This window comes from Serratia marcescens (assembly GCF_006715005.1).
In the GTDB taxonomy this organism is placed as follows: domain Bacteria; phylum Pseudomonadota; class Gammaproteobacteria; order Enterobacterales; family Enterobacteriaceae; genus Serratia; species Serratia montpellierensis.
In genome coordinates this window covers 2724836-2751212 of sequence record NZ_VFMJ01000001.1, presented here as the reverse complement: position 1 = coordinate 2751212, position 26377 = coordinate 2724836, and the positions used below count along the sequence as shown (strand labels likewise).

At 52.2% G+C, this 26377-nt stretch carries 27 protein-coding genes and 2 pseudogenes; 20 read left to right on the top strand and 9 right to left on the bottom strand.

Going from position 1 to position 26377, the window contains the following annotated elements; genetic code table 11:
- Window positions 1–58: 58 nt before the first annotated feature.
- From FHU12_RS13270 to deoC, 3 genes are all read right to left on the bottom strand, one after another.
- A complete protein-coding gene (locus FHU12_RS13270) occupies window positions 59–1357 on the bottom strand; it encodes an HAAAP family serine/threonine permease (RefSeq protein ID WP_141969849.1) in 1299 nt (432 codons plus the stop codon).
- Between the two features lie 979 nt (window positions 1358–2336).
- Complete coding sequence (gene deoR / locus FHU12_RS13265; protein ID WP_141969847.1) at window positions 2337–3101, bottom strand: DNA-binding transcriptional repressor DeoR; 765 nt, start codon at window positions 3099–3101, stop codon at window positions 2337–2339.
- Window positions 3102–3252: 151 nt separating this feature from the next.
- Window positions 3253–3933 carry a deoxyribose-phosphate aldolase gene (gene deoC / locus FHU12_RS13260; protein ID WP_038881133.1) on the bottom strand — a complete coding sequence of 227 codons (681 nt, stop codon included), beginning with the start codon at window positions 3931–3933 and terminating at the stop codon, window positions 3253–3255.
- 213 nt (window positions 3934–4146) lie between these two features.
- On the opposite strand from deoC, the gene FHU12_RS27420 reads away from it, so the two are divergent.
- The gene (locus tag FHU12_RS27420) at window positions 4147–4566 is read left to right on the top strand and encodes a hypothetical protein (protein WP_260440727.1); all 420 of its coding nucleotides are present in this window, start codon (window positions 4147–4149) and stop codon (window positions 4564–4566) included.
- A gap of 1 nt (window position 4567) precedes the next feature.
- Window positions 4568–4969, top strand: coding sequence for an aldose epimerase family protein (locus tag FHU12_RS27415; RefSeq protein WP_260440726.1), 402 nt, complete (start codon window positions 4568–4570; stop codon window positions 4967–4969).
- Between the two features lie 37 nt (window positions 4970–5006).
- Here FHU12_RS27415 and ybjG read toward each other — a convergent pair whose 3' ends face one another.
- Both ybjG and FHU12_RS13245 read right to left on the bottom strand, forming a co-directional pair.
- The gene (ybjG, locus tag FHU12_RS13250; protein WP_141969845.1) at window positions 5007–5612 is read right to left on the bottom strand and encodes an undecaprenyl-diphosphate phosphatase; all 606 of its coding nucleotides are present in this window, start codon (window positions 5610–5612) and stop codon (window positions 5007–5009) included.
- 5 nt (window positions 5613–5617) lie between these two features.
- Window positions 5618–6352: a phosphatase PAP2 family protein gene (locus FHU12_RS13245; RefSeq protein WP_141969843.1), complete on the bottom strand. Its 735-nt coding sequence runs from the start codon at window positions 6350–6352 to the stop codon at window positions 5618–5620.
- A 147-nt stretch (window positions 6353–6499) separates the two neighbouring features.
- Between FHU12_RS13245 and FHU12_RS13240 the strand changes: the two genes are divergently transcribed.
- The 13 genes and pseudogenes from FHU12_RS13240 to FHU12_RS13180 all read left to right on the top strand — a co-directional run bounded on the left by FHU12_RS13240 (window position 6500) and on the right by FHU12_RS13180 (window position 18652).
- Window positions 6500–7345, top strand: coding sequence for a 5'-methylthioadenosine/S-adenosylhomocysteine nucleosidase (locus tag FHU12_RS13240; RefSeq protein ID WP_049205942.1), 846 nt, complete (start codon window positions 6500–6502; stop codon window positions 7343–7345).
- A gap of 140 nt (window positions 7346–7485) precedes the next feature.
- Window positions 7486–7998: a serine protease inhibitor ecotin gene (gene eco, locus FHU12_RS13235; RefSeq protein WP_049202226.1), complete on the top strand. Its 513-nt coding sequence runs from the start codon at window positions 7486–7488 to the stop codon at window positions 7996–7998.
- 403 nt (window positions 7999–8401) lie between these two features.
- Window positions 8402–9877 carry a Tle-like phospholipase domain-containing protein gene (locus FHU12_RS13230; protein ID WP_141969841.1) on the top strand — a complete coding sequence of 492 codons (1476 nt, stop codon included), beginning with the start codon at window positions 8402–8404 and terminating at the stop codon, window positions 9875–9877.
- The gene (locus FHU12_RS13225) at window positions 9874–10617 is read left to right on the top strand and encodes an ankyrin repeat domain-containing protein (protein WP_141969839.1); all 744 of its coding nucleotides are present in this window, start codon (window positions 9874–9876) and stop codon (window positions 10615–10617) included. Before FHU12_RS13230 ends, FHU12_RS13225 begins: the two co-directional genes overlap by 4 nt.
- Window positions 10618–10673: 56 nt before the next feature.
- Window positions 10674–11447: an ankyrin repeat domain-containing protein gene (locus FHU12_RS13220; protein ID WP_141969837.1), complete on the top strand. Its 774-nt coding sequence runs from the start codon at window positions 10674–10676 to the stop codon at window positions 11445–11447.
- A gap of 89 nt (window positions 11448–11536) precedes the next feature.
- Window positions 11537–12280 carry an ankyrin repeat domain-containing protein gene (locus FHU12_RS13215; RefSeq protein WP_141969835.1) on the top strand — a complete coding sequence of 248 codons (744 nt, stop codon included), beginning with the start codon at window positions 11537–11539 and terminating at the stop codon, window positions 12278–12280.
- 167 nt (window positions 12281–12447) lie between these two features.
- A pseudogene (locus FHU12_RS13210) lies at window positions 12448–13422 on the top strand (molybdopterin-binding domain-containing protein); the annotation flags it as partial.
- Between the two features lie 80 nt (window positions 13423–13502).
- Complete coding sequence (locus FHU12_RS13205; RefSeq protein WP_230202221.1) at window positions 13503–13685, top strand: hypothetical protein; 183 nt, start codon at window positions 13503–13505, stop codon at window positions 13683–13685.
- Between the two features lie 47 nt (window positions 13686–13732).
- Window positions 13733–13930 carry a hypothetical protein gene (locus tag FHU12_RS13200; protein WP_060442994.1) on the top strand — a complete coding sequence of 66 codons (198 nt, stop codon included), beginning with the start codon at window positions 13733–13735 and terminating at the stop codon, window positions 13928–13930.
- 333 nt (window positions 13931–14263) lie between these two features.
- Window positions 14264–15022, top strand: a complete 759-nt coding sequence (locus tag FHU12_RS13195; protein WP_141969833.1) for a hypothetical protein — start codon at window positions 14264–14266, stop codon at window positions 15020–15022.
- Between the two features lie 410 nt (window positions 15023–15432).
- Entirely contained in the window at window positions 15433–15810 is a 378-nt protein-coding gene (locus FHU12_RS13190; protein WP_141969831.1) for a hypothetical protein, read from the top strand.
- The gene (locus tag FHU12_RS13185) at window positions 15807–17183 is read left to right on the top strand and encodes a KGGVGR-motif variant AAA ATPase (protein ID WP_141969830.1); all 1377 of its coding nucleotides are present in this window, start codon (window positions 15807–15809) and stop codon (window positions 17181–17183) included. Before FHU12_RS13190 ends, FHU12_RS13185 begins: the two co-directional genes overlap by 4 nt.
- Complete coding sequence (locus FHU12_RS13180; RefSeq protein ID WP_141969828.1) at window positions 17180–18652, top strand: hypothetical protein; 1473 nt, start codon at window positions 17180–17182, stop codon at window positions 18650–18652. Before FHU12_RS13185 ends, FHU12_RS13180 begins: the two co-directional genes overlap by 4 nt.
- Before the next feature lie 44 nt (window positions 18653–18696).
- Here FHU12_RS13180 and FHU12_RS13175 read toward each other — a convergent pair whose 3' ends face one another.
- Window positions 18697–19722, bottom strand: coding sequence for a phage portal protein (locus FHU12_RS13175; RefSeq protein WP_141969826.1), 1026 nt, complete (start codon window positions 19720–19722; stop codon window positions 18697–18699).
- Window positions 19722–20831: pseudogene (locus tag FHU12_RS13170) on the bottom strand (phage terminase large subunit family protein); the annotation flags it as partial. The pseudogene FHU12_RS13170 and the gene FHU12_RS13175, both read right to left, overlap by 1 nt.
- Here FHU12_RS13170 and FHU12_RS13165 point away from each other — a divergent pair.
- The gene (locus FHU12_RS13165) at window positions 20782–20997 is read left to right on the top strand and encodes an ogr/Delta-like zinc finger family protein (RefSeq protein WP_141969824.1); all 216 of its coding nucleotides are present in this window, start codon (window positions 20782–20784) and stop codon (window positions 20995–20997) included. The pseudogene FHU12_RS13170 and the gene FHU12_RS13165 sit on opposite strands and share 50 nt — an antisense overlap.
- A gap of 293 nt (window positions 20998–21290) precedes the next feature.
- On the opposite strand, the gene FHU12_RS13155 is transcribed toward FHU12_RS13165, so the two are convergent.
- Window positions 21291–22979 carry an aspartate:alanine antiporter gene (locus FHU12_RS13155; protein WP_047728000.1) on the bottom strand — a complete coding sequence of 563 codons (1689 nt, stop codon included), beginning with the start codon at window positions 22977–22979 and terminating at the stop codon, window positions 21291–21293.
- Between the two features lie 294 nt (window positions 22980–23273).
- On the opposite strand from FHU12_RS13155, the gene FHU12_RS13150 reads away from it, so the two are divergent.
- Window positions 23274–23654: an inner membrane protein YbjM gene (locus FHU12_RS13150; protein ID WP_141969822.1), complete on the top strand. Its 381-nt coding sequence runs from the start codon at window positions 23274–23276 to the stop codon at window positions 23652–23654.
- A gap of 45 nt (window positions 23655–23699) precedes the next feature.
- Here FHU12_RS13150 and FHU12_RS13145 read toward each other — a convergent pair whose 3' ends face one another.
- Window positions 23700–23963: a GrxA family glutaredoxin gene (locus FHU12_RS13145; protein ID WP_004938676.1), complete on the bottom strand. Its 264-nt coding sequence runs from the start codon at window positions 23961–23963 to the stop codon at window positions 23700–23702.
- Window positions 23964–24195: 232 nt separating this feature from the next.
- On the opposite strand from FHU12_RS13145, the gene FHU12_RS13140 reads away from it, so the two are divergent.
- The 3 genes from FHU12_RS13140 (at window position 24196) to FHU12_RS13130 (ending at window position 26071) form a co-directional block, all read left to right on the top strand.
- On the top strand, window positions 24196–24498 hold the full coding sequence (locus FHU12_RS13140) for a YbjC family protein (protein WP_033646672.1): 303 nt from the start codon (window positions 24196–24198) through the stop codon (window positions 24496–24498).
- Window positions 24499–24552: 54 nt separating this feature from the next.
- Complete coding sequence (gene rimK, locus FHU12_RS13135; protein WP_141969820.1) at window positions 24553–25455, top strand: 30S ribosomal protein S6--L-glutamate ligase; 903 nt, start codon at window positions 24553–24555, stop codon at window positions 25453–25455.
- A 136-nt stretch (window positions 25456–25591) separates the two neighbouring features.
- Window positions 25592–26071 carry a type III secretion system chaperone family protein gene (locus FHU12_RS13130; RefSeq protein WP_060421651.1) on the top strand — a complete coding sequence of 160 codons (480 nt, stop codon included), beginning with the start codon at window positions 25592–25594 and terminating at the stop codon, window positions 26069–26071.
- The last annotated feature ends 306 nt before the right edge of the window (window positions 26072–26377 follow it).

Here is a 26377-nt window from a genome sequence, read left to right as displayed (position 1 = left end):
ATACGGGAAATGGGGGAGTGCGGGAGGGCCGGCGCACAGCGGCGCCGGCCGGACGTGATTAGCCGATCAGGCTGAACACGATAGCAGAGATGGCGATCAGACCCATCACAACCACGAACACGTTGCTGATGTGGCCGCTGTACTTGCGCATGGCAGGCACTTTACGGATGGCATACATCGGCATCAGGAACAGCAGCATGGCGATGATTGGGCCACCCAGGGTTTCGATCATGCCCAGGATGCTTGGGTTCAGGGTGGCGACAATCCAGGTGGTCACCAGCATGAAGATAGCGGTCATGCGGTTCAGTTTGGCGGTGCTGACGGTTTTGCCGCGGCTCTTCATCGACTTGGCAACCAAGCCGTTGAAGCCTTCACGGGCGCCCAGGTAGTGGCCCAGGAACGATTTGGTGATGGCGACGAAGGCGATAACCGGCGCGATGTACGCGATCATCGGGTTGTTAAAGTGGTTAGCCAGGTAAGACAGAATCGAGATGTTCTGCGCTTTGGCTTCCGCCAGGTTTTCCGGCGTCAGGCTCAGCACGCAGCTGAACACGAAGAACATCACGGTCAGCACCATCATGATGTGTGCATAAGCCAGAATGCGGGAGCATTTCTTCTCGGCGTCTGCGCCGTACTCCTCGCGTTTGGCGACGGCGAAGGCGGAGATGATCGGCGAGTGGTTGAAGGAGAACACCATTACCGGGATCGCCAGCCACAGGGTCATGATCAGGCCGTGGCCCATGCCGGTACCGCTGCCGGACAGCGACACGTTTTCGAAGATGGCGCCGGTCCAGTTAGGGATCAGATAGACGGCCAGCAGCATCAGCACCGCGACGAACGGGAAGACCAGGATGCTCATGGTTTTCACGATGGCCTGCTCGCCGAAGCGCACGATGGTCATCAGGCCGACGATCAGGATCAGCGACAGGATGGCGCGCGGTGGCGACGTCATGCCCAACTGATGGGTGATGAAGCTGTCGACGGTGTTGGTGATCGCCACGCTGTAAACCAGCAGAATCGGGTAGATGGCGAAGAAGTACAGCAGGGTGATCAGTTTACCGGCGGTGATGCCGAAGTGCTCTTCTACCACGGCGGTGATGTCTTCACCGGGATTTTTGCCGGACAGAACAAAACGGCACAGGCCGCGGTGGGCAAAGAAGGTCATCGGGAAAGCGATGATGGCCATGATGATCAGAGGAATCAAACCGCCGATGCCGGCGTTGATGGGCAAGAACAGGACGCCTGCGCCGATGGCGGTGCCGTACAGGCCCAACATCCACATGGTATCCGTTTTACGCCAGGTACTGCTGGAGCCCGAGGCCGCAGAGGCAATTGTGCCGGTCTGTGTAGTGTCCATAAATATCTCCGAAGTGAACACGAATTTAAAATTAAAAGGCAAAACTTAAGGTTAAACCGTCAAACGTCCTATTCAGGCAACGCTTGCGGTAAGAATCAGGTGTTGCTTGCGGGGATGTTTTGGCGTCCCCCTGGTTGTTTATTGTGTTCATTACCAAGGCACAGCGCCGGGTAATTCACTAAAGACTTTCCACCGTCACGGGTGATAAAAGTCGTTACCGCTGCCGACAGGTCTTTGCCTGTCGATTTTTGTTGGCGGCAAGATAACGATTTACAGTAGAAACAACCGTGATCCTGCTCTCAAATGCGCAATATGTGCAGTTATCCGCTTTTTTATCGATTTTTCGCGCATTTGTTGCACATTTGTGTAAGATTTTGTGCTGAGAACGCTCTCATAAAACTTTCTGCGATTATGCGGGTTGTACAATAATTAGCCGGATAAAGCGCTGTGCTCAGCAGCAAGCCGAGCAATATATTTTATGCGTGGTTTTGGATCTAGCGAAAAACCCGGATTAAGCAGTTTTAGTGACGTAGATCACATTGTATTTTTAAGTAAAATTTAATTCATCTATTTGTTTTTAATGGTTTTTAATTAAAAATCACCGCTAATAACGAAGGGAAATTACTTACGTGGTTAGCGGATAAAAATGCGTAACCATTCATCATATAAATAACAGATAACTAACAGGTATTGGCGAGATTTGCTGCAATCGCTTAAAACGCCGTTTATTTAAACATCCCGGCCTTTGGCGCGATTTATCATATAAAAGTCATAAATAGTCGTTAATTCACGCAGCCGACAGCGTGTTTTGCCTACGAGAGAATAATCACTCGGGTAACCTGTTGCATTTTATTAACCTGATGTTGCGTGCGGATAAGCGAAAAACGCGAATCGATTGCGCATTATTTGTTCATTTTAGAGCAAGGAAAGAGGGGGATTGCAGCGGTGCGCCGTCGGTTTCGACGGCGCAGAAGGCGGATTAATAGCGGGTAGCGATGGCGTTGTCGTTGAAGAACGCCATGAAGTCGGCGTCCGGTTGGCGGTCGCTGATCACCCGATCGAACTGCGTCAGGGGGCCGATACAGGCCGGTTTGGTTTTGCCGAACTTACTGTGGTCTGCCACCAGGATCTTTTGCTGCGCCATCGCCATGGCGCGATGCTTCATCTCCAGCTCGTCAAAGTTGAAGCAGGTGGCGCCGTGCTGCAGGCTGAGGCCGGCGGCGGAGATAAAGGCGATGTTCGGGCAGATATGATCGAGCTCGTTACGGCCACTGACGCTGGAAAAGATGTAGTTGTTCGGCTTGAACTCACCGCCGCACAGGATCACTTTGCAGTTCGGTTTGTCCTGCAGCGCCAGGAAGGTGTTCAGCGAATGACAGACGGCGGTGAAGGTCAGCTCGTCGGCGATGGCATCGATGATCGCGGGGGTGGTGGTGCCGCAGTCGAAAAACACCGTATCGTTTTCATTGATCAGCGGTGCTGCCAGTAGGCCGATGCGCCGTTTCTCCGTCACCTGCTTGGCTTTTTGATCGGAAACGAAGTAGTTGGTCACGCCGTTGCTGCGCGGATCGGTCACCACATAGCCGCCGAGCAGCACCACCGCCGCCGGTTCGGCGCTCAGATCGCGGCGAATGGTCATCTCCGAGACCCCCAGCAGCACGGCGGCTTCTTTCAGGTGGATCTTGTCAGCGCGTTTTAACGCCTGAACTAGCCGGTTGATACGTTCTTCGCGCCGCGTTTCCATAGGTCCGTCTTCCCACAGGTAGTAGAGGTAAAGGGCGTGCCGGCGTGTCCGGCGCTAAACACAACAATGCGGGGCAATATCGGGCCGCCTTGGCCGCCCGTATTGTCCCGCATCGGAGTGTATTGCTGTGCCCGTCAGGGCATGCCGACGATCAGTAGCTGCCTGCCGCCGGCTGCGCGCCGGAAACGATGGCGACGCCGGAGCTGGTGCCGATACGCGTGGCGCCGGCGTTGATCATCTTCTCGGCGGTGGCGCGATCGCGCACGGCGCCGGAAGCTTTCACGCCCATCTCGCTGCCCACGGTCTCGCGCATCAGTTTGACGTGCTCTTCCCGAGCGCCGCCGGTGCTGAAGCCGGTGGAAGTTTTCACGAAGGCCACATCGAGTTCGCGACACATTTCACAAACCTGGACGATCTGCGCATCGCTGAGCAGGCAGGTTTCCAATATTACCTTCAACGGGATCGCCGCGCAAACCTCGCGCACGGCGGCGATGTCGGCTTTCACTTCGTCCAGCAGGCCGCTTTTCAACCAACCGACGTTGATCACCATATCGATCTCTTGCGCGCCGGCGGCGATCGCCGCTTTGGCTTCAAAGGCTTTGGCAACGGTCAGGCCGGCGCCCAGCGGGAAACCGATCACCGAGCAGACTTTCACGGTGCTTTCCTGCAGCAGTTGGGCTGCCAACGGCACGTAGCCGGAGTTGACGCACACCGCATAGAAGTTGTGCTGCTGCGCTTCTTCGCACAGCTTGGCGATCTGCAGTTCGGTGGCGTCCATCGCCAGCAGGGTGTGGTCAACGTAGCTGGCGTAATCGATGGTTTCGGTGGTCATCGCGATTCCTTAGTGAGGTTAAGACAGTAAGCGGGATGGATAATGTGAAAATAATAACATTCAGATGCCGATAAACCTAGCGATGTTTAAAAAATGTCGACCAGATCTTCGCTATCAGGCTGTTATGGGTATAACTTAAAGGCGTTTTATTTGTTATTTAAATAACATTTCAGGGCTCGCGGCCTGCGCGGGCGAAACGTCGAGGGAAAAAAGATGAAGATCAACATCGATCTGGCTCCTGAAGCTTTCGGGGCGCATCGGCAGGAACTGTTCCGCAATGCGGATTTCGCGGTGAGCACGCATCGCTGCACAGAACGCGGGCCGATGCTGACGTTGGCGAATCACCGTGGCGCACTGACGGTTTTGCCGTATCAGGGCCTCACGATCTGGGACGCTGAGTTTGACGGTTATTCGCTGAAGTCGGGCCGGCGCAGCGTAAAGGGCGCCGGAAGAAAGCGCGCCGACGACGCCGCATTCTGCCCCGCCTGGCCGCATCAGGACGGTGAGCCGCTGCAGATGCAACGCGTGTGGATCCAGCTGGCGGGCGATGAGCTGACATTGCACGGCGGGTGGGCGTTGGCGCATCGGCCCGGCGCTGCGTCTGGCGGCGCAGAGCGCGCAGTTCGCCATTGAGATGACGGTCACCAACCTGGCTGAGCGGCCGCAGCCGCTGCGCTATGTGTGTCATCTCAACTACGACTGCATTCCCGATGCGGTATTCCGTCAGAACCTGCCGACGCCGGCGCTGTTGGGGGATGCGCTCGGGCAGGAACTGCTGTGCTCCGACGATCTGTCGCGCTATGTGGATCAGGCCGAGTTCTTTATGCTGGCGCCGCAAGGCCGGCGCTATGTGACGCGCTTCGCCACCGGGCAATTCAACTATGGCCTGCGGCGCATCGCCGTTCAGGGCAACCGGCGGTTGCTGGCTTTTATCCAGCCGGCGAACTGTCGCCCGAATGCGCCGGAGGAAGAGGCAGGAATGATGCTGGGGGCGGGAAAAACGCGGGCGTTTTGCGTGACCACCGGCGTGGTCTGAAATAACGGGGCGGTAACGCCCCGGTCATGTTGTGCAGTTACTCTTTCACCCAGCCACGGCGAATGGCGAAGGCGAACAGGAAACGATACAGGCGCGACAGCTTGTCGGCGATGACATCGCCGAACAGATTCCACACCAGCTGGGCGAACAGGCAGCCGACCAGGCCGAGCAGGAAACCGCCGACCATATCCAGCGGCCAGTGCACGCCGAGGTAAACGCGTGACCAGGCGATACCGATGGCGACGATCATCAGCAGCACGCCGGACCAGACCCGGTGCCAGAACAGGAACGCCAGCGCAAAGGTAAAGATGGCGGTGCCGTGATCGCTCGGGAACGAGCTGTCCGGCGCATGTGCCAGGAAGGTATAGCCGACGCCGGCGACGAACGGGCGCTCATGCGGCAGCAGCGCGCCGATGGTGGCGGCGGCGAGCATGGCGAACAGCAGCGCGATAGTGGTTTTCGCTACCACCTGGCGCTGCGAAACCAGCTGGCTTTGCGGCCCCCACAGCCACAGGCCGACGATCAGCAGCGGCACGATGATGATCAGATCGCGTGCCAAAAAGGTGGCGAAATCGATCATCCATTCGGGAGACGCCGGGGTCGCATTGATCCAGGCGAAAAAAAAATGGTTTAACTGTTCCATAACCGTTACCTCGTTTTGCGGCGCCAATAGCCGCTAACCGTCCAATAAATAGCCAACTGGCTTAACCAAACCCACCAACCTGCCCACAGGTTATGGGTAAGAAAATGTGCGCCGCGCATTATCTGGCCAAAGCCCATCAGCATGCCGAGCGCAATGCCGCCCCACCAGCACCACCAGGCCAAGCGCGGACGCTGCGGATAAAACAGGAAAAACAACGCCATGATCGCGAAACCGCTTGAGGCGTGCCCGCCGGGGAAGCAGCGGCCGGGGCCCGGCAGCGCCGGTACCGTGCCGAACAGCGGGAAAGACATCGCCTTGCCGCCATACTCGATCAGATCCCACGGGCAGGAGTGCGCACTGGTGGCCTTGATAATGCCCACCACCAATGGGCCGATACCGATCAACAACATGGTCACGATCAGGCGCGCGCTGCGGCGATAGATACCCCAAAACAGCGTCAGCACCGCCCCGACGATCACTATTTGCTTCAGCAGGCGGTGGTTGATCAGGTCCAGCCAATAATTGTTTTGCCACGGGAAATGCCCGCTGGCGGCATCGTACCAAGCGTTACTGATCGCCCAGTCCAGCTGTTCGTTGCGGGAGAGCCACAGGAACACCAACCCGCTGATCAGCAGGCCAAAAACTTGCCAACGGTAAAAGGATGCCGGCAGGGAGTAAAGGGCGGTTGTCTTAATTTGCGGTGTCGTTGAGGATTGATTTAATGATGATTCTGGATTCACGCGCAGGCTCGGTGACAGGATTGAATAACGCCACTGTAATAATTCTGTCTTAAGAAAACCTTAGTCCCCCGGTAAGAAAACCCTATCCGAGGCCACCGCCTTCGGCTAAGGTAATCGTTTGCTTTTTTTCGGGATGAGAGTGTGGTGATGCAGAATAAAGCGCGTGTCTTACTGTTGGCAGCCGCCGGTGCGGCCTTTTCTCCGCTGAGCTTTGGCCAACCTGCGGCGGCCGGGCCGATCGTGGTACAGGGCGCCATGCCGGTGGAGGCGGAACGTTTCGCCCAGCGGTTGGAAAACCCGCGTGAGGAGCAGGTTGGCGGCTGGCGCTTTTGGCACGGTACCGTAGACGGCTACCCGGTGGTGGTGTCGGAGACGCTGAAGGGCATGTCCAACGCCGCGGCGGCAACGGCGATCGCCGCCACGCAGTTTCACCCGGTGGCGATCATTAATCAGGGCACCGCCGGCGGCCATGACCCGGCACTGAAAGTATATGACATCGTGCTGGGCAAATATTCGGTCAATCTCGGGGCGTTCAAAACGCCGGCCAAGGCGTTGGGGGAAGGCAGCGACTCGCGTCAGTGGCAGCCGATGGATCTGTTGGCTTCCAAGGGCAGCGCCGGCGAGGACCAAAAGGCGCACAGCCTGCGCCAGTTTCCCGCCGACCCCAAACTGCTGGCGATTGCGCAAAGCGTTAAGAGCGATTACCGACAGGGCAAGGTAGTGGAAGGGGTGATCGGCTCGGCCGACGTATGGAACAGCGAGCTGGATCGCATTCGCTATTTCCACGACAGCTACCGGACGTCGGTCGAAGAGATGGAGACCGCCTCCGCCGCGCAGATCGCCGCCGAGTTCAAGGTGCCGTTCGTCGGCATTCGCGTGCTGTCCAACAACATCACCAATCAGGGCAAGTACGATCCGCAAACCGGGCTGGCATGCCAGGATTATGTCTATCAGGTGGTGAAGGCCTATATCGCTCAACTGAAGACGCACTGAGCTATTGCTCCGGATAATTGATAATATTAGGCGATTGTCACTATTCATCGCCTATTGTAAAGAAGATTAAACCTGTGGCGAGCTTGGCTGTAGTGTATTAGTTTATAGGCGGATTATTTGACAACGTGTAGGGATAAAACATGAACAAGGCATCCGTTGTATTTTCTGGCCTGCTGATGGCCGTTTCCGCCGGCGCAATGGCGGCGACCTCTGGCGATGACGCGGATATCAGCAAGCAGCCGCTGGAAAAGATCGCGCCTTACCCGAAAGCCGAGAAGGGCATGAACCGCCAGGTGATCTACCTGCCGAAGCAAGAGCACGAAGAGAACTACAAGGTGGAGCTGCTGATCGGCAAGACGCTGGAAGTGGACTGCAACCGCCACATGATTGGCGGCACGCTGGAGACCAAAACCCTTTCCGGCTGGGGCTATGACTATCTGGTGTTGGAGAAGCTGTCCGATCCGGCCTCCACGCTGATGGGCTGCCCGGACAACACCAAGACCAAGCAATTCATCGCCGCCAACCTGGGTGATGCTGCGATGCAGCGCTACAACAGCCGCCTGCCGATCGTGGTGTATGCGCCGAAAGACGCGGAAGTGAAATACCGCATCTGGAAAGCCGAAGACACCGTAAGCCAGGCTGAACAGAAGTAACCGCTGCCTGACGCCGCTCCGCTGGCCATTCCAGGTTGGCGGAGCCTTTCTCCTTCCTGTCTCCTTATCATTCCCGCATCTTTGACACTCGACTGATTGCTTTCGGACGTGGCTTTTAGCCGCAACATGGCAACGAAATACGCTCTTCACATGGGCACAGGAAGCACGCAGCTGCATGGATGGGAGAGGATGCGCGCGTATAGAAATAGAGCAAAGAAATCTTTACTGAATTGTGATAATTTTGCCCATACCCTATTTAGGCGTGACACAGAAGATAAGGATATCCAATGCGTTATCGTTCGCTAACGCTCGACGAGACCCGTAACAGCCGCACACCATGCGAGTTGCTTGATGATGGTGCGCCTGTGCCGACCACGGAACCTTACGAGTGGGCAGGCACCGCATGAAACTGATTCATTTCTCCTCTGAACACACGGCGCCGGAAAGCTTTTCCAGGATACTTAACCCAACAGCAGCGCGGTATGAGCTGGAACGGCATTATCTGTTCGGCGGCGCAGCCGGCATATCGATAAGCAGCCGGTATCCGATTACCCGCAATGCTCAATCCGGGATTGGCGTCACCGGTTATCGTGAGGACGTGGCTATGAAGCGCAGCGTGCTCGATGAGATCAACCGGGGCGGCTTGCTGGCGATTGATAAGGGAATGGGCGCCTGGACGCCGACAAAATACGCTTTTTACGTCGATGCGGAAGGCCGATTGCAGCGCTATCCCGGCAGCTCTCTTCCCGCCTTTTATCCTACCGGGCGCGTGATAGCCCGCTATGAAGAAATGGTCAGCCGCTATGGTCACCGGGCAAAACCGACGGTGCTGCCGGTGAGGCAGAATACGACCCGGAATCCCCCTCTGCAGCAAGCCATTGCTACCGCAGTAGCAACCGTTGCCGCCACGGTGCAGGCCATCCGTCCGCTGACCAAGGCAGAACGCTGGCAAGAACGCCAGTACCTGATAGGACGAGGCAACCGCAGCATTTACCCGGATGCGCGCATGGCGGCACAGCGCCTGGCGGAGAACAACGTCGCGGTCGAAAAAGCGAAGCTGGCTGAGAATGTTTACAAAACCACTAACCCGCTCAAGGACACGATAGACATCCCTGAGGGCTGGAAGGACATCAGTAACAATGATGGTGCGCTGGGTAAACTCGGTTTAAGCAAAGATATGCTCTATGACGATGAGGATACACCGGGCTTTCTGGCTCGGGTTTATCAGCCAGATGAAAACGTCTTTGGTAAAGCGATGAATCCGACGGTGGTGTTCCGCGGATCGCGTGCGCCTCAGTTCCCGGAGGGAATAAGCAAGGCTGCCCAGAAAGCGTTACTGAACGGTGATTTGTCAGGCATTAAAAACCTGAGTGACTGGTCAAATAATGGCGCTCAAGGGTTGGGGTTTAATTCGGAATACTACAAAAAAGCGGTCAATATAGGTAAAGCAATTAAAGGCGGTGCTGGGATATCTGGCCATTCGCTGGGCGGTGGCATGGCGTCTGCGGCCTCCATGGCCAGTGGCAAACCGGCTTGGACGTTTAATGCTGCAGGCCTGAATGCGGGAACCGTAAAAAAATACGGCGGTTCGATTATAGGCAGTACCGATAATATTCAGGCGTATCGCGTAAAAGGGGAACTGTTGACCAAGTTGCAGGAGGTTGATTTGTGGGAGGATGCCAAAGACCTTAAATTTTATCCCCCGGCGGTGATGGCGAAAGAACGGCTGTCCATGTTGGCGCCTGACGCCGTGGGAGTAAAACACACGCTTCCTGGTGGAACAGGTTCACTGCTGGATAAGCACGGTATAGACCAGGCGATACAATGCATTGAAAATGAAAAAGACGATGACATTGCCACAATCAAGGGAAGAATATGAAAAAAATCATACTCATTATCACGATGGTAGTGTCTACGCTCATCATGCAGGGGTGCAAACAAGGTATGGATTTACAACCACAGGATTATTTTGAAGGGACGCAGCTGGACATCGCCAACATCATCTACGAGGGTGACAGGCAAAAGCTGGATAAGGTTTTACCGACGGTAAGCAAAGAAACGTTAAATCGACCGGCCAAGGCGGAGATGACGTTGCTATTCTGGGCGATAAACAACGCCATCTTTGATAAGAATACGCCAGAGCGGCTCAAGATCATTACGGATTTGGTCAAGGCGGGGGCAGATCCACTGCAGCCAAGACCGGAAGGGCGAAGTAGCCCGGCTGAATATGTTATGAAAGCGGATAAAGGCGTCTGGATACAGGCTATGCTTGAAGGCGGACTATCGCCTAATGCAAGGGATGAAATAAACAATCAACCAATAATTTTCAAGAGCTTTCAAGCGGTTAATACAGAGACGCTGAGTACTCTAATAGATTACAAAGTTGATGTTAATATCAAAGGTGCTATGAACAGAACGCCATTAATTAATGCGTTGTATAATAGTTGCCCAGAACACATTGAGGTTCTTTTGGCTCATGGCGCTAACCCATTAGCCAAAGATGATTTTAATGACAGCTTCCTTTCTTTGATTTCTGCGGAAATAGCCAAGGGAGACAAAAATAATTCTTATATAAAGAAATTAATTAAAATTAAAGAGAAAATAAACATTATGAATTAGTTGGCTCTCAGGTGGTTGAAATAATTGGCGTTTGACGTGGATGGGATGGGTATTGCATGAAGCACATTATTCTCATTATCACCGTGATGCTGTCTATATGTGTGATGCAGGGATGCGAACAAGGTAGGGATCTACAACCACAAGATTACTTTGAAGGGAAGCAGCTGGACATCGCCACCATCATTTACGAGGGTGACAGGCAAAAGCTGGATAAAGTTTTATCGACGGTAAGCAAAGAAACGTTAAATCGGCCGGCCAAGGCGGAGATGACGTTGCTATTCTGGACGATAAACAACGCCATCTTTGACAAGAACACGCCAGAGCGGCTCAAGATCATTACAGATTTAGTCAAGGCGGGGGCTGAGCCATTACAACCTCAGCCTAACGCACCAGGCAGCCCCGCTGAATTTGTTATGAAAGCGGATAAAGGCATCTGGATACAGGCTATGTTAGAGGGCGGACTTTCTCCAAATGCCAGGGATAAGGTTCATAATCAACCCATTATATTTAATAGCATCTTTGCAAAAAATACAGAAACATTAGAGGTCATGTTGGAGCATGGTGCTGATATAAATATAAGAAATTCACTGGGTGATACGCTGCTCATCGATGCTTTAGACTATCACTCCTATGACCACGTCATTCTTTTATTAGAAAAAGGCGCCGATAGCGATATAAGAGGCAACTCGGGTTGGACGATGGGTAATCAACTACAACGGCTGATTAATAGGAGTCCGGACGGCAGTGAGGCGAAAGAGTCTCTTGAGCGCATCAAAGACGAGCTAATTAAGCGTGGTGGGAAATGGCCGCCTGCTCCTGTCAGTCAATAGGCCGTTCTCAGTATCCCAAGGGGGTAGAGGGATACTGATACGGTAATAAAGCAAAGTGGGGCCGTGGTTATGTTAAAAATGGAGATGGCATGAGGCACAGCGCTCTTATCATTATCATGTTGCTGTCGATGCTCATGATGCAGGGATGCGAACAAGGTAGGGATCTACAACCACAAGATTACTTTGAAGGGAAGCAGCTGGACATCGCCACCATCATTTACGAGGGTGACAGGCAAAAGCTGGATAAAGTTTTATCGACGGTAAGCATAGAAACGTTAAATCGGCCGGCCAAGGCGGAGATGACGTTGCTATTCTGGGCGATAAACAACGCCATCTTTGACAAGAACACGCCAGAGCGGCTCAATATCATTACAGATTTAGTCAAGGCGGGGGCAGATCCATTACAACCTCAACCTAACACGCCAGGTAGCCCCGCTGAATTTGTTATGAAGGCGGACAAAGGCGTCTGGATACAGGCCATGCTGGAAGGTGGCCTTTCTCCAAATGCCAGAGATAAGGTTCATAATCAACCCATTATATTTGAAAGTTTTGATGCGGCGAACACAGAAACATTAAAGATGTTAATTGCATACCAAGTTGATGTTGATATCAAAGGTGCTATGAACCGAATGCCATTAATTAATGCCCTGTATAACAGTTGCCCAGAACACATTGAGGTTCTTTTGGCTCATGGCGCTAATCCATTAGCCAAAGATGACTTTAATGACAGCTTCCTCTCGCTGATTTCTGCGGAAATAGCCAAAGGGGATAAGAGCAATGCGTATATAAAAAAGCTAATTAAAATTAAAGAAAAAATAAAACAGGTGGATTAGTTCGCCTCGACTCTCATGGGGGACAATGCTGGCACTTCCCCCAGTGCACTACCATGACGTGATGGCATACAGGAAGATGATAGGATGAGCCACCAAAGAGCACCCAGCCGGTGGTGACGAGAGTGGTACTGTTAACAACCGGTTTTGGTGCCGCCTCTTTGAACAGTGGCGCCGCCAAAAACCGGTTTGACTGCAAGCATCTGAACAAAGGTGGTGCGGCGGGCTATATCGCCAAATACATTGCAAAAAACATCGATGGCTATGCGCTGGACGGCGAGCGCGATCATGAAACCGGTGAGCTGTTGACTGATACAGCCGCCGCCGTCACCGCGTGGGCGTCAACGTGGCGTATCCCTCAATTCCACTTTATCGGCCTGCCGTCGCGCGGCGCATGGCGTGAGTGCCGCAAGATCCGCTCTGTCAGTCTGGCCGATGAGTTTGACGAAACCGTTGAGGCGGTGCGCGCTGCTGCTGATGCCGGTGACTTTGCCACTTACATTCTGGCCCAGGGCGGCCCTAACGTTGCCCGTGACGATCAGACTGTGCGTGTAGCCCGCCGGGTTGCCGACGAGCGCAACGCCTATGACGAAGAAGTGCAGAAAATCGCGGGGATTTTTGCCCCGCACATCGGCGCCGATCGCGTTTATGAAACCCGCACCACGCAATGGCGCATCGTCGCTAAAGCCGTTGCCGTTGAGCCTTTGACTTTGAAAAGCGTCTCCGGCGCGCCTCGGAGTCCTGTCAATAACTGTGGGTTGGTCGGCAGCGGTGTCGCCAAAAATGCGCAGGATGGGGGGCCTGTAGAGGCCGTGGCAGTGATGGAACATGCACCGGAAACCCAGATTGACTGGGATGACATGACCGTTGCACGGTCTGTTATGACGCGTTTACGGGCAAATGCCCCACAGATAAACAGGCAGCAAAGAGGAATTGACCCATATAAGCGTATAGAGCCTGCTGCATCGGCCAGATTGACCACTGCCGAGCGCGATCGCGTATCCAAAATTTACTCAGAGCTGGCACTACACGGCATCGAGCCGACGCGCTGGGAACTTGAGGCACTGGCGTGCGGCGCTAAAGTCAAATTTGGTGATATTTCAATGCACTATCCGGCGGTTAGCGATTGGGCGGGCTTCCAATAATTTCTTGCGCAATTAAATCTGATAGGCATACACTGTATGTGTATACAGTAATTAAGCATCGGAGGGAAAGGGTGCAAGCAGTGGATGAAGTAGTTGTTTTAGAAAGAATTGAACTCATCGCCCGTCTGGGGGTTTGTTATGAGAGCCAAGCGAAAGACAAAGACATTGCACTGATATGGATTTCAGAACTGGCGGGGGAGATGAAAACCAGCATAGCCCCTGAAAAAGCAGAAGTGATCAGGCAGCTTGCCACGATCTCTTAATCCATAGGTGACGTATGAGACGAGATTTAAACTTAGCCGGGGCGTTTATGGAGGCGCTTAACTTCAACGAGAACGGCAAGGGCCGCCGCATAAAGACCGTTGATTTCATTCACGCCGCAAACCGGCTCGGCACACACCTAACGCCTGAAGAGGCGAATTACTACATCAAGCACCAGTCCGGCCACGTGTTCAGGCTGATTGACGAGGGGCGTTATCAGCACAATACATACCTTTATCTGGGTTAAAAATTGTATTGACTCAGACTTAATCTGATATTGTCACAGTACAGAGCTTAACCTAATAGGGCAGCTCTGTGCCAGAAGCGGACTTTGGCTTTGTTGAATAATAGGAAATTATCCTGTTTTGTTAGGATGATTTTGGTCGAAAATGCTTAACAAATTAGATGTGCTTTTTTCCCATGAAGCCTAACTAATTAATTTCTCGCTGCTGAGATCATCTGTCTAACTTTGCTGGTAGCATAAATCTATTTATTCAACAGCGCCCTGTAGGGATAATTATTTACACGTAATAACTTTGAAGGTAAAATTATCCACATTAAAACTATACTGGATGATGCGATGAAGATTGAAATCGATACACTTCCAAACTATCTCAAAGCAACCCTTGAAAATCATGTTTATCATTCGAAAGAAGAGCCAGACTTGATGGGAATTACCCTTGAAATGGACAGGATTTTTCACCAAGAGATTTTCGTCGGCGAATATGACGCAAACGCAGCAACCATGCTGCTGGCGATGAACTCATATATGATGCTTTCAAATGCAGTTCTTCAGGCACTATCTGGTCATTTTGTCGCAGTATTTCCAGTAGCCCGTACTGCTCTGGAGTCAGCGTGTTATGCCTATCTAACTTCATCCGATGATAAGATGAGTGAAATCTGGTTTAACAGAGATAAATCCAAAACCGCAACTGACAAATGCCGTAAGGTGTTTACTATCAGAGCGACGGTTGACAGACTAAAGCACCTCTCGCCAGATATGTCTGACTACCTGAAAAACCTATACGATTCGTCTATTAAATATGGTGCACATCCAAACATCAAAGCCATATCTCCCCATCTTCATAACATACGCTTGGTGGATGATAAGTTTCACGCCTTTTCACATATCGGCGTTTATGGCGAAAACAGTCATGAGGTAAACAGTGCCTTAATGCTATGTGTTGATGTTGGGCAGGCTATTGCATTTCTGCTTTGTGCATCAGCTAAAGACCACCCTTTTATTAATGAAAAAAATGAGGTTTTTCAGAATTGGATTGATGAGAAGAATCAGATCTCTGATGAGATTTCAGCCAAGCATGATAAAAATATGTCATAGCTACCGGAGGATGTGACCTACTCCACATTGAGAAGGCCCCTCAAAGTCATGCAGTTACAGTTGTTAGAACAGCTACGAACTTCCGCTCTTCGCTCAGAGCGGACTGTCAGATTTCATTGTGCGCTGCTAGGGAATGTTGCCAGCTCCAGTCTACATACCCTATGCATGCATTAGATGCATGAATTTGCATGATGATCCGGTGTGACATTTACCTCCGCAGCGCCAGCACTGGCGCGGATCGCGCCGGATAGTGCAACTGCATTAAAAGCGACACATGAAGCGGGCAGGCGAGGCGGGGATAGCATTGCGCGCAAACTGGGTAGATCGATTGTTTTTGTTCGATTACTATGTATCTTTGACGATCACTCTTAAAAGTGGATCTTGAAATTCAGCCGTAGAGAGGTAGGTAAATGGAAGACTATGCCAGCGCTGCAATTAGGCATTATATATATGCCGAAAAGTTAAAGAGTAGTGGCTCAATTGATAATGCAGGGCACCTTGTCGGATTTGCTGCAGAATGCGCTTTAAAATATAAAATAAGCACTATCTCTCCAGATATGGATAGACCACGAGGACATTTTCCTGATTTTGTTAATATTGCGAAAAAAAGATTGAATTCTAGAGCACATATGTCTGTCTTTAAGCTTCTTTCCAATCCAATTTTAGCTGGGTGGGATGTTAATTATAGATACTATGTTGATGGTACAGTTAACTCGGCCGTTCTAGATTCTTGGATTAGAGATACAGTTAGATTAATTTCTGCTGCGGGGTTAAAAGTAAGAAAATGAATAAGAAAATATATTTTGATGACTCGTTGCCTATTTTTGCAAAGTTTGTAAGTGAGGAGCTGGGCGTTGCAGCCCTCGAGAATAATTATTTTTTGCGCGATGCGGAAGGTCGACTCTCCGTAATTGTTTTAGATGATAAAATTGACAAGGAAAATAGAACGCGACTTTCAACTAAAGCTAAAAATTATTTGGGTGATTATGTCGATGATAATGATTTTGTCTTCTCTACTCCTGATGAGCTCTTTGATGAGTCGTTAAAAGATATTGGTATTGCTTCTAAAATAGCCTTGTCCTCTAGTTTTTATAGCGGGAATGTGTTTTTATTTGAAAGGCGAATAATAGGTTCTGATTGGTTGAAAAAAACAAAACAAGAAACTAACAATCCAGTGAGAATTGTTTTTTCAAGTATTAAGGGGGGGGTGGGTCGTTCGACAGCCTTGTGTGTTGTTGCTAGTGCATTAGCCCAAGAAGGAAAAAGAGTATTAGCAATAGACATGGATTTAGAAGCTCCTGGGCTTGGCAACATGCTTTTAACTGAAAAAACTTTGCCAAAATATGGTCTTTTAGACTTTTTTGTTGAAAAAAATGTTAGTAAAGTTAATGGTTCTAGTTATATTGATATGGTCAGCTCTTCATGGATTTCATCAGGGAAGGGGCGTGTTGATGTAATTCCTGCTCTTGGTGAAAGTTCATTCAATAATCCAGAAAATGTCTTAGGGAAGATTGCTCGATCTTATCTTTCTACAACTGATTGTGCTGGTAATAACTTCTCTTTCATTGATTACATGGATATCTTGGTAGATAAATTTTCTGATCCCACTAGATATGATGTTATTTTAATTGATGCTCGTTCCGGTTTGCATGAAACGACAGCGTCTGCAATGGTCGGCTTGGGGGCGAATATATTTTGTTTCGGTGTGGATCAGCCTCAAACTTTTGCTGGGTATGATCTGTTGTTTTCACATTTATCTATATTCAATAATATTGATCCCTCATGGTTAAATAGATTTAATTTTGTTCAGGCTAAAGCTTCTGACGGACAAGATAAACGAGATCTTTTTGCCCAAAAAATGGAAGCTAAAATAGCTTCATATTTCTCAAAAAAAGAGGCTGATGTTGATATTAATGTGGCATCCCTTAAGGACACATTTGAAGTAGAATGGGATGATACTGAATCGGTAGAGCTTATAACCGAAGAGATTGATGTTATTAATCCGATAATAAGTATTTTAGATGATAGCAGGTTCAGTGATTTTGATCCTATTTCGAATAGGGATATACTAACAAGTAATTTTTATGATGTTACATTTAAACTTCTTTTGGAGAGGGTGAGATCAATCCTAGAGGAGTCTTTGGAGGGGGAGGAGATATGAATACCATTAATTACTCCAAAATATCAGAGGCCTTAGCTTCGTTGCCTTCTGATCATGATGCTAGTGGAGAGTATAAACCAACAGTAGATGAGATATTTGCGCCACAGCAACATGCTAATGCCTTAGATCCTTATACGACAATAGTTGTAGGTGCTAGAGGTACAGGGAAGAGCTTTTGGGCTGGTGTACTAGCGCAAAAGGATACTCGAGATGTTGCGGCTCAATCGTATCCTAATTTAGGCCTTGAAAAGCTATTGGTTGCGGAAGGTTATAATGGTTTTTTATCGACAAGAATACTGCAGGAGTTAGTGCCTGAGGGACAGGAGAGTAAAAAATCTTACGAATTTTGGCAAGCGTCCATAATAATGGCTATCGATCGGATGATTGCTGAAGAAAAGGGCGTTAAATTTAAAGAAAAATTATCTGACTATATAAAGAGATACTCAGATCCTGAAGATGCAGATCTATATCTTTCTGATCTTGATGATAAACTTGAAGAGGATGAAAAGACAGTTTTAATAACATTTGATGCCTTGGATAAGCTGTCTAAAGACTGGGGCCGTTCAAATTTGTTACTGGATTCTTTGTTTGAAGTTGTATGGGACTTGCGAATCAGAAAGCGTATTCGTGCAAAAATATTTATACGTCCTGAGCAATTCAATGATGATTCTTTAAAGTTTGTAGAAATACCAAAATTGAGAAGTTCTCGAGTTGAACTAGAGTGGACACAGATCGAGCTTTATGGGCTTTTGTTTTCTCGCTTAGGTTATGATCAGTCTAAAAATGCAGATGAATTTCTTAAAGTTGCAAAGTCGATAGGTGCTCCATTTAAGCCTTTACCTCATAAGCAAAGAAGAAATTGGAATCTTGTTAGTGATAAAAAAATTCAAAAAGACATGATGACTGCTCTTGCTGGCCCTTATATGGGGAAGAACTTTAAAAAAGGTGGAACATATGATTGGCCTTATAAACATTTGGCTGACGCTAATGGGGATGTTACACCTCGGAGCTTCTTGAAGCTATTTTCAGAAGCTGGTAAGTTTGGCTCCTTATTACAAGATAGGGCGATCTCCGCGGAAGGTATTCGACATGGTTTACGTGAGGCTTCAAAAGTAAGGGTTGAACAGTTAGTTGTTGAATATCAATGGGTTAAGAGGGCTTTGGCACCTTTGGCCGGATTGCGTGTGCCATGTACGGAAGAGGATATACTTTCCCGTTGGGAAGATAGTAATACCATAGAAGTTATTATGAATGCTTCTCAGTCTGATAGTGGTGGTTTCTTGCCACCATACCCCTATCCCCTCTACAAGAAGTTGAAGGGTGAGGCGAAATTATCAGCCTTAGCCGACTCAATGGCTAAGATTGGCTTGTTTGAAATTAGAGCTGATGGCCGCTTTGATATCCCTGACTTATTCAGGGTTGCAGCTAAGATGTTGAAAAAAGGCGGTATAACACCAACCGCAAAATAATTTGGTAAGGCTGCTATTGTTGCAGCCTTAATTTTAAAATGATTTTATAGTATATATTTTTTAAAATTAATCACATTGCAATTGAAATGCGAGTTTATTGCTTGCATTCTTTCTTGTTGTGGTATCAATTCGTTCCGCACAAACACCTGACTAGCCTTCTCAACATCTCCAAAACCGCCAGTATTGTTCGGAATAATCCCCATCATCTGAGGTGGCACCCGATGGGCACTCAGCAGATCGTCCCTCGTTGCATTCTTAATATTGAAGAAATCATCTTTGGTAGCGACTTCACTCAGAGGCAGTATTTTTATGCCGTCCGGCTTGCCGTTCGGCGCGTACATAAACAGATTCCGGAAGTTCCCCAGTCCCTTTGTGTCTCGCATCGCTTGGCGCATCCTGTCTACGTCGCTGGTGCTTTGCGCCGCGTCGGTCATATACAGTATGTATCCGGCGTGCGCGCCGTTTTGATAGTATTTACGGCGAAATAGTGTTGCCGCTTCATTCAACCACGCTGAGTTAAGCGCGCTGAGGTATTCTGGTAGGCCATACAGTTCCTGATTAATGTCGGGTTCAATTAGGTGAAACACGCTCCCCGGCGCAAATTGGTGTGGATCTTTCCAGTCCTGCACAAACCAATACGTATCAGGTGCAACACCCCGGCGGGTATATTTTGCTGGTGAACATTGTAGTCGCAACGGTTCTCCGAGTCGGTTCTTCCTGACCTCTAAAAAGGCGTTACCAAATACCAGATAATCCAGCACGTAACGGCTAAACTCCTGCTGGCTTAATAGCGGGTGCGGGATGAACGTAGACGCCAAAATGTTACGCTTAACATATATCGGCGAGCTGTGATGCACGGCGGCGCGCAAGCTGCGTGCCAGCCCATCGAAGCTGATCGGCGGTTCGTACCACTTGCCATTGGTCGTGCACTCGATGTAATCCAGAATTTCCCGCTTATCCAGCACAGCGGACGGCTCGCCAAAGGTGAACGCCTCAAAATCCTGCTTCTGCTCTGCTGCCGGGGCTGGCGCTGGGGAGGTAAATGCCTTGCGACCTTTGCGCTTGCTCATCAGTAAAACTCCAAAATGTTCGGGCTGCTGTGGCCGCTGCCTGCGGTCAGCGGTTCGTTTAAGAGGGCGTGCATGATTGCCCACGCAACATCGGCGTGGCTGGCTTCCTCGCTGCGGCTGGCGGTGTAGGTTGAACGCGCGCCGCTGGCGGTCATGGTTTTGCGGATCGCCATAAAGGCTGCGGTGATGTCGGTGTGGCTGGTGTCGTATTCCAGACAGCCGCGCCCGATGGTGTCTTTAGCCTTCAGCACCATAGCGGTTTTGATTTCCGGGGTGTATTTGATTTCCCGCGCGGCCGGGAAGAACTCGCGCACCAGCTGGAAAACGCCTTGGCCGACGGTGGTCGCATCGATGCCGATGTACTCCACGCAATATTTTTCGGTAAGGTCTTTAATCTTCTGGGCCTGCGCGGCAAAGTTCATGCCCTGCCACTGGTAGCGCTCGAGCACGCGGAATTTGCCCCCGGCCACCATTGGCGGCGCGATCACCGCGCACCCGGCGCTGTCGCCGCCGTTGGCTTCCGATGGGTCGTAGCCGATCCACACCGGGCGATAACCGAACGGCCGCACGGCGTATGGGTTGAAGTCCTCCCACTCTTCCAGCGTATCGACCATACAGCCTTGTAGCTCGGCGAACGGGAATACCGACGCGGTATCATCCACAAATTCACACATCAGCAGGTTCTGATACTCTGCCGGGCTGTATTCGAGCGACAGCTGATCGAGGTCGAACAGGTTACAGCCGCCGGTCAGCGCATCCTCAACCGTGACAATCTGGCGCCATTGTCCATCACCGCACAGCACGCCTTTTGACAGGTGGCTGTGGCTGAGGTCGAGCTGAACGTGATCGGCTTTGCTGCGGCGGCCTTTGTTGAACAGTTCCCCCGACCAGAACGGATAAGCCGAGTGCGCCAGACTCGACGGCGTGGAAAAGTAGGTGGTGCGCCACCGCTTGTGCAGCGACATCCCGCTGGCGACTTTGCGCAGCTCCTGAAACTTCGGTATCCAGAAATACTCATCAAGATATAGATTGCCGGTGTAGCTCTGCGCGGTGCGTACGTTGGTGCCGAGGAACATCAGCCGGGCGCCGTTCGGCAGCACCATCGGATCTCTTAGTGAGAACACTAAAGAGCGTTATCATCAATGCCAAAACATAAACTGCAGTTGTACTTTTGTGACGCTGGAATCTATTCAGCGGCAGATCGTTTCACCGGGCAAAGTTGATATCGTTCCGCCACACCCAACGCGAAGCAATCAGGGAACACTTTGGATTTAACAAGAAGCCTGCGAAAGCAGGTTTTTTTATGCCCGTAAAATGGCTGTCGCCACTTTGTCGCCACAGGGTAGTTATGTGTTTTTCTTGGCATTGTTTTATAAGGATATTTTTTCAAGGCAACAAAAAACCCGATAATCTTGAACCTAAAAGGCGGGATTATCGGGCTCCACAAAATGGGGACATCAAAGAAAAGCAGTGGCACTAATTCAGACTGCGGCCCCCAACGAAAGTTCTGGCCGGCGACAAAAAAATCAAAATATTTTTATCGCCGATCCATCTCTCCCGCTAATCGATCAGCCGAGTATGCCCGGCCATAGCACCACGATGAGTGAACCCGCCAGCGTTAACAGCACGTTAGCGATGGCGTAGGTGCCGGCGTAACCCAGCGCCGGGATGTTGCTGCGCGCGGTATCGCTGATGATCTCCATCGCCGGCGCGCAGGTGCGGGCGCCCATGATGGCGCCGAACAGCAGGGCGCGGTTCATGCGCAGCACATAGGCGCCGAACAGGAAGCAGATAACCACCGGCACCAGGCTGACGATAAGCCCGGCGATCAGCATCTGGCCGCCGACCGCACCCAGGCTGTGGCCAATGCCGGCGCCGGCGCTCAGGCCCACGCCTGCCATAAACACCATCAGGCCGAATTCTTTCACCATGTTCAGCGCGCCCTGCGGAATGTAGCCGAAGGTCGGGTGGTTGGCGCGCAGGAAGCCGAGCATGATGCCGGACATCAGCAGGCCGGCGGCGTTACCGATGCCGAACGAGAAGTTGCTGAACTGAATGGTGATCTGGCCGATCAGCAGGCCGATGATGAAGAAGGCGCAGAATGCCAGCAGGTCGGTCACCTGGCTGTGGATCGAGATAAAGCCAATCTTCTCCGCCACGCTCTTCACCCGGCGTGCGTCGCCGCTCACCTGCAGCACGTCGCCCTTGTTGAGCACGATGCTGTCGTCGATCGGCATTTCGATCTGGCTGCGGATCACGCGGTTGAGGAAGCAGCCGTGGTCGGTCAGCTTCAGCTGGCTCAGGCGTTTGTTCACCGCGTTGCTGTTCTTCACCACGATCTCTTCGGTGACGATGCGCATGTCGAGCAGATCGCGATCGAACACTTCCTTGCCGTTGCGGAAGCTCGGGTCCAGCCGCGCGTGGGCGTCCGGATAGCCGACCAGCGAGATCTCGTCGCCCACCTGCAGCACCGCGTCACCGTCCGGGTTGGCCAGAATGCCGTTGCGGCGGATGCGTTCGATGTAACAGCCGGTTTGACGGTAGATGCCCAGTTCACGCAGGTTTTTGCCGTCGGCCCAGGCCACCAGCTCGGGGCCGACGCGGTAGGCGCGGATCACCGGCAGGTAGACCTTGCGCTGGCTGTCGGTGTCCAGGCCGCGTTCGCGGGCGATCTGCTGGGCAGAGGTGGACAGGTCCTGGTGCTGCAGCTTCGGCAGGTAGCGCGCGCCGAAGATCAGGCTGACCAGACCGATCAGGTAGGTGAGGGCGTAGCCGAGGCTCAGATGATCCTGAGCCGCCAGCAGCGCCGGGCCGTTGACGATGGTGTTACGCAGCGTGTCGCCGGCGCCCACCAGCACCGGTGTCGAGGTCATCGAGCCGGCCAGCATGCCGGCGGTCAGGCCGATGTCCCAGTGGAACAGCTTGCCGAGACCGATGGCGAGCACCATCGCCGAGCCGACCATCACCAGCGCCAGCATCAGGTAATTTTTACCGTCGCGGAAGAAAATCGAGAAAAAGTTGGGTCCGGCTTCCACGCCGACGCAGAAAATAAACAGCATAAAGCCGAGATTCAGCGCCTCGGTGTTAATGGCGAAGTGTTGCTGGCCGAGCAGCAGCGAAACCACCAAAACGCCAATGGAATTACCGAGTTGGACGGAGCCCAGACGGAGTTTACCGAGGCACAGCCCCAGTGCGAGTACCACGAACAGTAACAGAATGTAGTTACCGTTTAACAAACTAGCGACGTTTATGTTCACGGAGGATAACTTATTGTTTACCAGTAAGTGCTTGATATAGATAACTATAAGAGATAAATTCAGCCTTAAAACGACGTCATAAATCACCACCAGCGTAAGGCGAAGCGAACCATCGTTCGGCGGCGTTCATTCTAGACGCTATGACCGATGACAGCCAGCACAGAAAGCTGATTTCCTGCGCCGCCGTGCGCATTTAACTCTCTTTTGACCAAGGAAAAAATTCGGTTCAGCGTCACCGCACGGGTGATCGGACTGATTTCTATTGATGCAGTAATTGGGCGGGGGAGAATTCGCATGACGAGTTATAGATATTGGCTGGGCATTCTCAGCTGTTTTCTGTTGTTCAGCCTGGTGTTTCTCGGCCAGCAAACCGGCCTGTTCGGTAGCACGGATCATGAGCACCACGGTGAAACCGGCCTGCTGCTGTTCGTCATCCCCGGTGCGATAGCCAGCTATCTGTCGAGCCGCAAGCGGCTGCTTTGCCCGTTGCTGGGTGCGCTGTATGCGCTACCGCTGTGCCTGCTGATCCGCCACTTCTGGCTGACGCCGTCCTCTTCGTTCTGGCAGGAGCTGGCTTATGCCACCAGCGCGGTGTTCTGGTGCGTGTTCGGCGCGATGCTGATGCTGTTCGCCCTCGGCCTGTTGCAGACGCTGCAGCAACTGCACCGGCAATAAAAAAAGGCGCGTTAAGCGCCTTTTTTGTCTTTGTCGTTCAAAAACTTACTGGAACAGGTTCAGGTGTTCTTTGGCGTAAGCTTCGAAATCGGTGCAACCGCCGATGTGCTTCTCATCCAGGAAGATCTGCGGCACGGTTTCAACCGGTTTGCCGACGGTTTTTTCCAGATCGGCCTTAGTGATGCCTTCCGCGTGGATGTCAACGTAACGGAAGTTGAAATCGTCGCGTTCTTCAGTCAGTTTTTCCGCCAGCTCTTTAGCGCGGACACAATAAGGACAGCCAGGACGCCCGAAGATTACTGCAAACATGCAACGCTCCTTAGATTGGATTTTTCAATAAATTATTCGCGATCGCAACGACATCCCGTCACCGAAAAAGTCATTACCCGCATCAGATGGCGCCTACTATGCCCGTTGAGGCCATGAAAAAAAAGCAGGAATTACCTGTTAATCTGATTCATGTAACCAATTAGTCCACCGGGGCTGTCGCCGTTGACGGGAATTCACTACACTGGTGGCAGACCTTCTGGAGAAGAAAAATATGCGTTCATTCGGAGACTTACCGCGTCCGGTGCTGGTGTTGGAAGGGCTGGGCATCGTGATGTTGGTGCTGGCCTACCTCAGCATTCATGGCCACCTGCAGCTGCCGGGCTGGCTGGCGTCGCAGCAGGCGGCGGTCGGCATGATTTTCCTCGGCGTGGCGCTGATGGTGCCGGCGGCGGCGTTTCTGGTATGGCGCGTGGTGCAGGGGTTTGGGCCGCTGATGCGCGGTGGGTTGCCGCCGGAAAACGATCGCCGTAAACCGCAATCGAAAGATAATCAGGACAGCGATCCGCGCGCCTGAGTGCCGCGGCCGCTAACCCGCCTGCCGGGCAGGCGTTGGCTTTTGGAGTGACGAGTGAAAATTGCCATTCTTTCTCGCGACGGAACGCTCTACTCATGCAAGCGTCTGCGTGACGCGGCGGAAGATCGCGGGCACAGCATCGATATCATCGATCCGCTCTCCTGCTACATGAACATCAATCCAGCGGCGCCGACCATTCACTATCGCGGCCGCCAGCTGGAACGCTATGACGCGGTGATCCCGCGCATCGGCTCCGCTATCACCTTTTACGGCACCGCGGTGCTGCGCCAGTTCGAGCTGCTCGGCAGCTACCCGTTAAACGAATCTGTGGCCATTACCCGCGCCCGCGACAAGCTGCGTTCGCTGCAACTGCTGGCGCGGCAGGGCATCGATCTGCCGATCACCGGCTTCGCCCATTCGCCGGACGACACCGGCGATCTGATCGAGCTGGTCGGCGGCGCACCGCTGGTGGTCAAGCTGGTGGAGGGCACGCAGGGCATCGGCGTGGTGCTGGCGGAAACCCGCCAGGCGGCGGAAAGCGTGATCGATGCCTTTCGCGGCCTGAACGCCCATATCCTGGTGCAGGAATACGTGCGCGAAGCGCAGGGCAGCGATGTGCGCTGCCTGGTGGTGGGCGGCCGGGTGGTGGCCGCCATCGAACGGCAGGCCAAGCCCGGCGAATTTCGCTCCAACCTGCACCGCGGCGGCACCGCCCGCAAGGTGACCATCACCGCCAGAGAACGGGCGATCGCGGTGAAAGCGGCGAGCACGCTGGGGCTGGACGTCGCCGGGGTGGATATCCTGCGCGCCGAGCGCGGCCCGCTGGTGATGGAGGTCAACGCGTCGCCGGGGCTGGAAGGGGTGGAAACCACCACCGGGCTGGATATCGCCGGCATGATGATCGAATACATCGAGCAGCGCGGCCGGCCTGGCTTTCGCCTGAAATCCGGCGGTTAACGGAGCGGTCGGCGCGCTTTTCCCGCCGAGCAATATCTTAATTAGTGAATTAAGCCGCATTGATCGTGGCGTATCGGGTGAATATTCCGTAAGCTATGCGCCTTTTCGCGTATTGAATATTGTGAGGCTGGTTATTATGGATTCACTCATTGTCCCCGATTTGGCGCTGTTGCGGCGCTGGCTGGATCAGTCGGGCATTTCTTTCTTTGAGTGCGATTCCTGCCAGGCGCTGCACCTGCCGCACATGCAGAACTTCGACGGCGTGTTCGACGCCAAGATAGATCTGGTGGACAACGTCATCCTGTTCTCCGCGCTGGCCGAGGTGAAGCCGACCGCCCTGATCCCGCTGGTGGCGGACCTGAGCCAAATCAACGCCAGTTCGCTGACCATCAAAGCCTTTGTCGACATTCAGGACGACAACCTGCCGAAGCTGATCGTCTGCCAGTCGTTGAGCGTGGCGGTCGGCATCACCTACGAGCAGTTCACCCACTTCATGCAGCAGGGTGAAGAGCAGGTCTCGATGGTGATCCTCGAGGCGCGGGCGAACGATCTGCTGTTTATGGGGGACGAAGAAGAGATCCCCGCTGGCGCCGCGCGTCAGCCGATGCTGCACTGATCCTCGCTGTACCTTAAGCATGCCGTCGCTCCGGCGGCATGCTGCCGTTATTCCCCTCCGCAATAAAATATTCTGCATTTTGGCCTTGGCCGCCCGATCTTTCTCGCCTTTTGTGCCGTTAATGGCGTATCACATAGAGAAAAACTGCATAAAAAATCGATAAAAGGCGTTTTTTACCCTGGGGGCTGGCGGGTTGCGGTGGCAGCGGCTATGCTGCTGATTCTGCAAAGGGCTTGCGATTTCCCTTGTGACCACGCGAGCAGGGCAGTGAGAAAAGGCGCATGCAATCATATGCATAGCCATTCA

What these genes read in the sequence shown, in the direction of transcription:
- FHU12_RS13270 (WP_141969849.1), bottom strand. Translation starts at nt 1,357, where the DNA reads ATGGACACTACACAGACCGGCACAATTGCCTCTGCGGCCTCGGGCTCC.
- deoR (WP_141969847.1), bottom strand. Translation starts at nt 3,101, where the DNA reads ATGGAAACGCGGCGCGAAGAACGTATCAACCGGCTAGTTCAGGCGTTA.
- deoC (WP_038881133.1), bottom strand. Translation starts at nt 3,933, where the DNA reads ATGACCACCGAAACCATCGATTACGCCAGCTACGTTGACCACACCCTG.
- FHU12_RS27420 (WP_260440727.1), top strand. Translation starts at nt 4,147, where the DNA reads ATGAAGATCAACATCGATCTGGCTCCTGAAGCTTTCGGGGCGCATCGG.
- FHU12_RS27415 (WP_260440726.1), top strand. Translation starts at nt 4,568, where the DNA reads ATGACGGTCACCAACCTGGCTGAGCGGCCGCAGCCGCTGCGCTATGTG.
- ybjG (WP_141969845.1), bottom strand. Translation starts at nt 5,612, where the DNA reads ATGGAACAGTTAAACCATTTTTTTTTCGCCTGGATCAATGCGACCCCG.
- FHU12_RS13240 (WP_049205942.1), top strand. Translation starts at nt 6,500, where the DNA reads ATGCAGAATAAAGCGCGTGTCTTACTGTTGGCAGCCGCCGGTGCGGCC.
- eco (WP_049202226.1), top strand. Translation starts at nt 7,486, where the DNA reads ATGAACAAGGCATCCGTTGTATTTTCTGGCCTGCTGATGGCCGTTTCC.
- FHU12_RS13230 (WP_141969841.1), top strand. Translation starts at nt 8,402, where the DNA reads ATGAAACTGATTCATTTCTCCTCTGAACACACGGCGCCGGAAAGCTTT.
- FHU12_RS13225 (WP_141969839.1), top strand. Translation starts at nt 9,874, where the DNA reads ATGAAAAAAATCATACTCATTATCACGATGGTAGTGTCTACGCTCATC.
- FHU12_RS13220 (WP_141969837.1), top strand. Translation starts at nt 10,674, where the DNA reads ATGAAGCACATTATTCTCATTATCACCGTGATGCTGTCTATATGTGTG.
- FHU12_RS13215 (WP_141969835.1), top strand. Translation starts at nt 11,537, where the DNA reads ATGAGGCACAGCGCTCTTATCATTATCATGTTGCTGTCGATGCTCATG.
- FHU12_RS13200 (WP_060442994.1), top strand. Translation starts at nt 13,733, where the DNA reads ATGGAGGCGCTTAACTTCAACGAGAACGGCAAGGGCCGCCGCATAAAG.
- FHU12_RS13195 (WP_141969833.1), top strand. Translation starts at nt 14,264, where the DNA reads ATGAAGATTGAAATCGATACACTTCCAAACTATCTCAAAGCAACCCTT.
- FHU12_RS13190 (WP_141969831.1), top strand. Translation starts at nt 15,433, where the DNA reads ATGGAAGACTATGCCAGCGCTGCAATTAGGCATTATATATATGCCGAA.
- FHU12_RS13185 (WP_141969830.1), top strand. Translation starts at nt 15,807, where the DNA reads ATGAATAAGAAAATATATTTTGATGACTCGTTGCCTATTTTTGCAAAG.
- FHU12_RS13180 (WP_141969828.1), top strand. Translation starts at nt 17,180, where the DNA reads ATGAATACCATTAATTACTCCAAAATATCAGAGGCCTTAGCTTCGTTG.
- FHU12_RS13175 (WP_141969826.1), bottom strand. Translation starts at nt 19,722, where the DNA reads ATGAGCAAGCGCAAAGGTCGCAAGGCATTTACCTCCCCAGCGCCAGCC.
- FHU12_RS13150 (WP_141969822.1), top strand. Translation starts at nt 23,274, where the DNA reads ATGACGAGTTATAGATATTGGCTGGGCATTCTCAGCTGTTTTCTGTTG.
- FHU12_RS13145 (WP_004938676.1), bottom strand. Translation starts at nt 23,963, where the DNA reads ATGTTTGCAGTAATCTTCGGGCGTCCTGGCTGTCCTTATTGTGTCCGC.
- FHU12_RS13140 (WP_033646672.1), top strand. Translation starts at nt 24,196, where the DNA reads ATGCGTTCATTCGGAGACTTACCGCGTCCGGTGCTGGTGTTGGAAGGG.
- FHU12_RS13130 (WP_060421651.1), top strand. Translation starts at nt 25,592, where the DNA reads ATGGATTCACTCATTGTCCCCGATTTGGCGCTGTTGCGGCGCTGGCTG.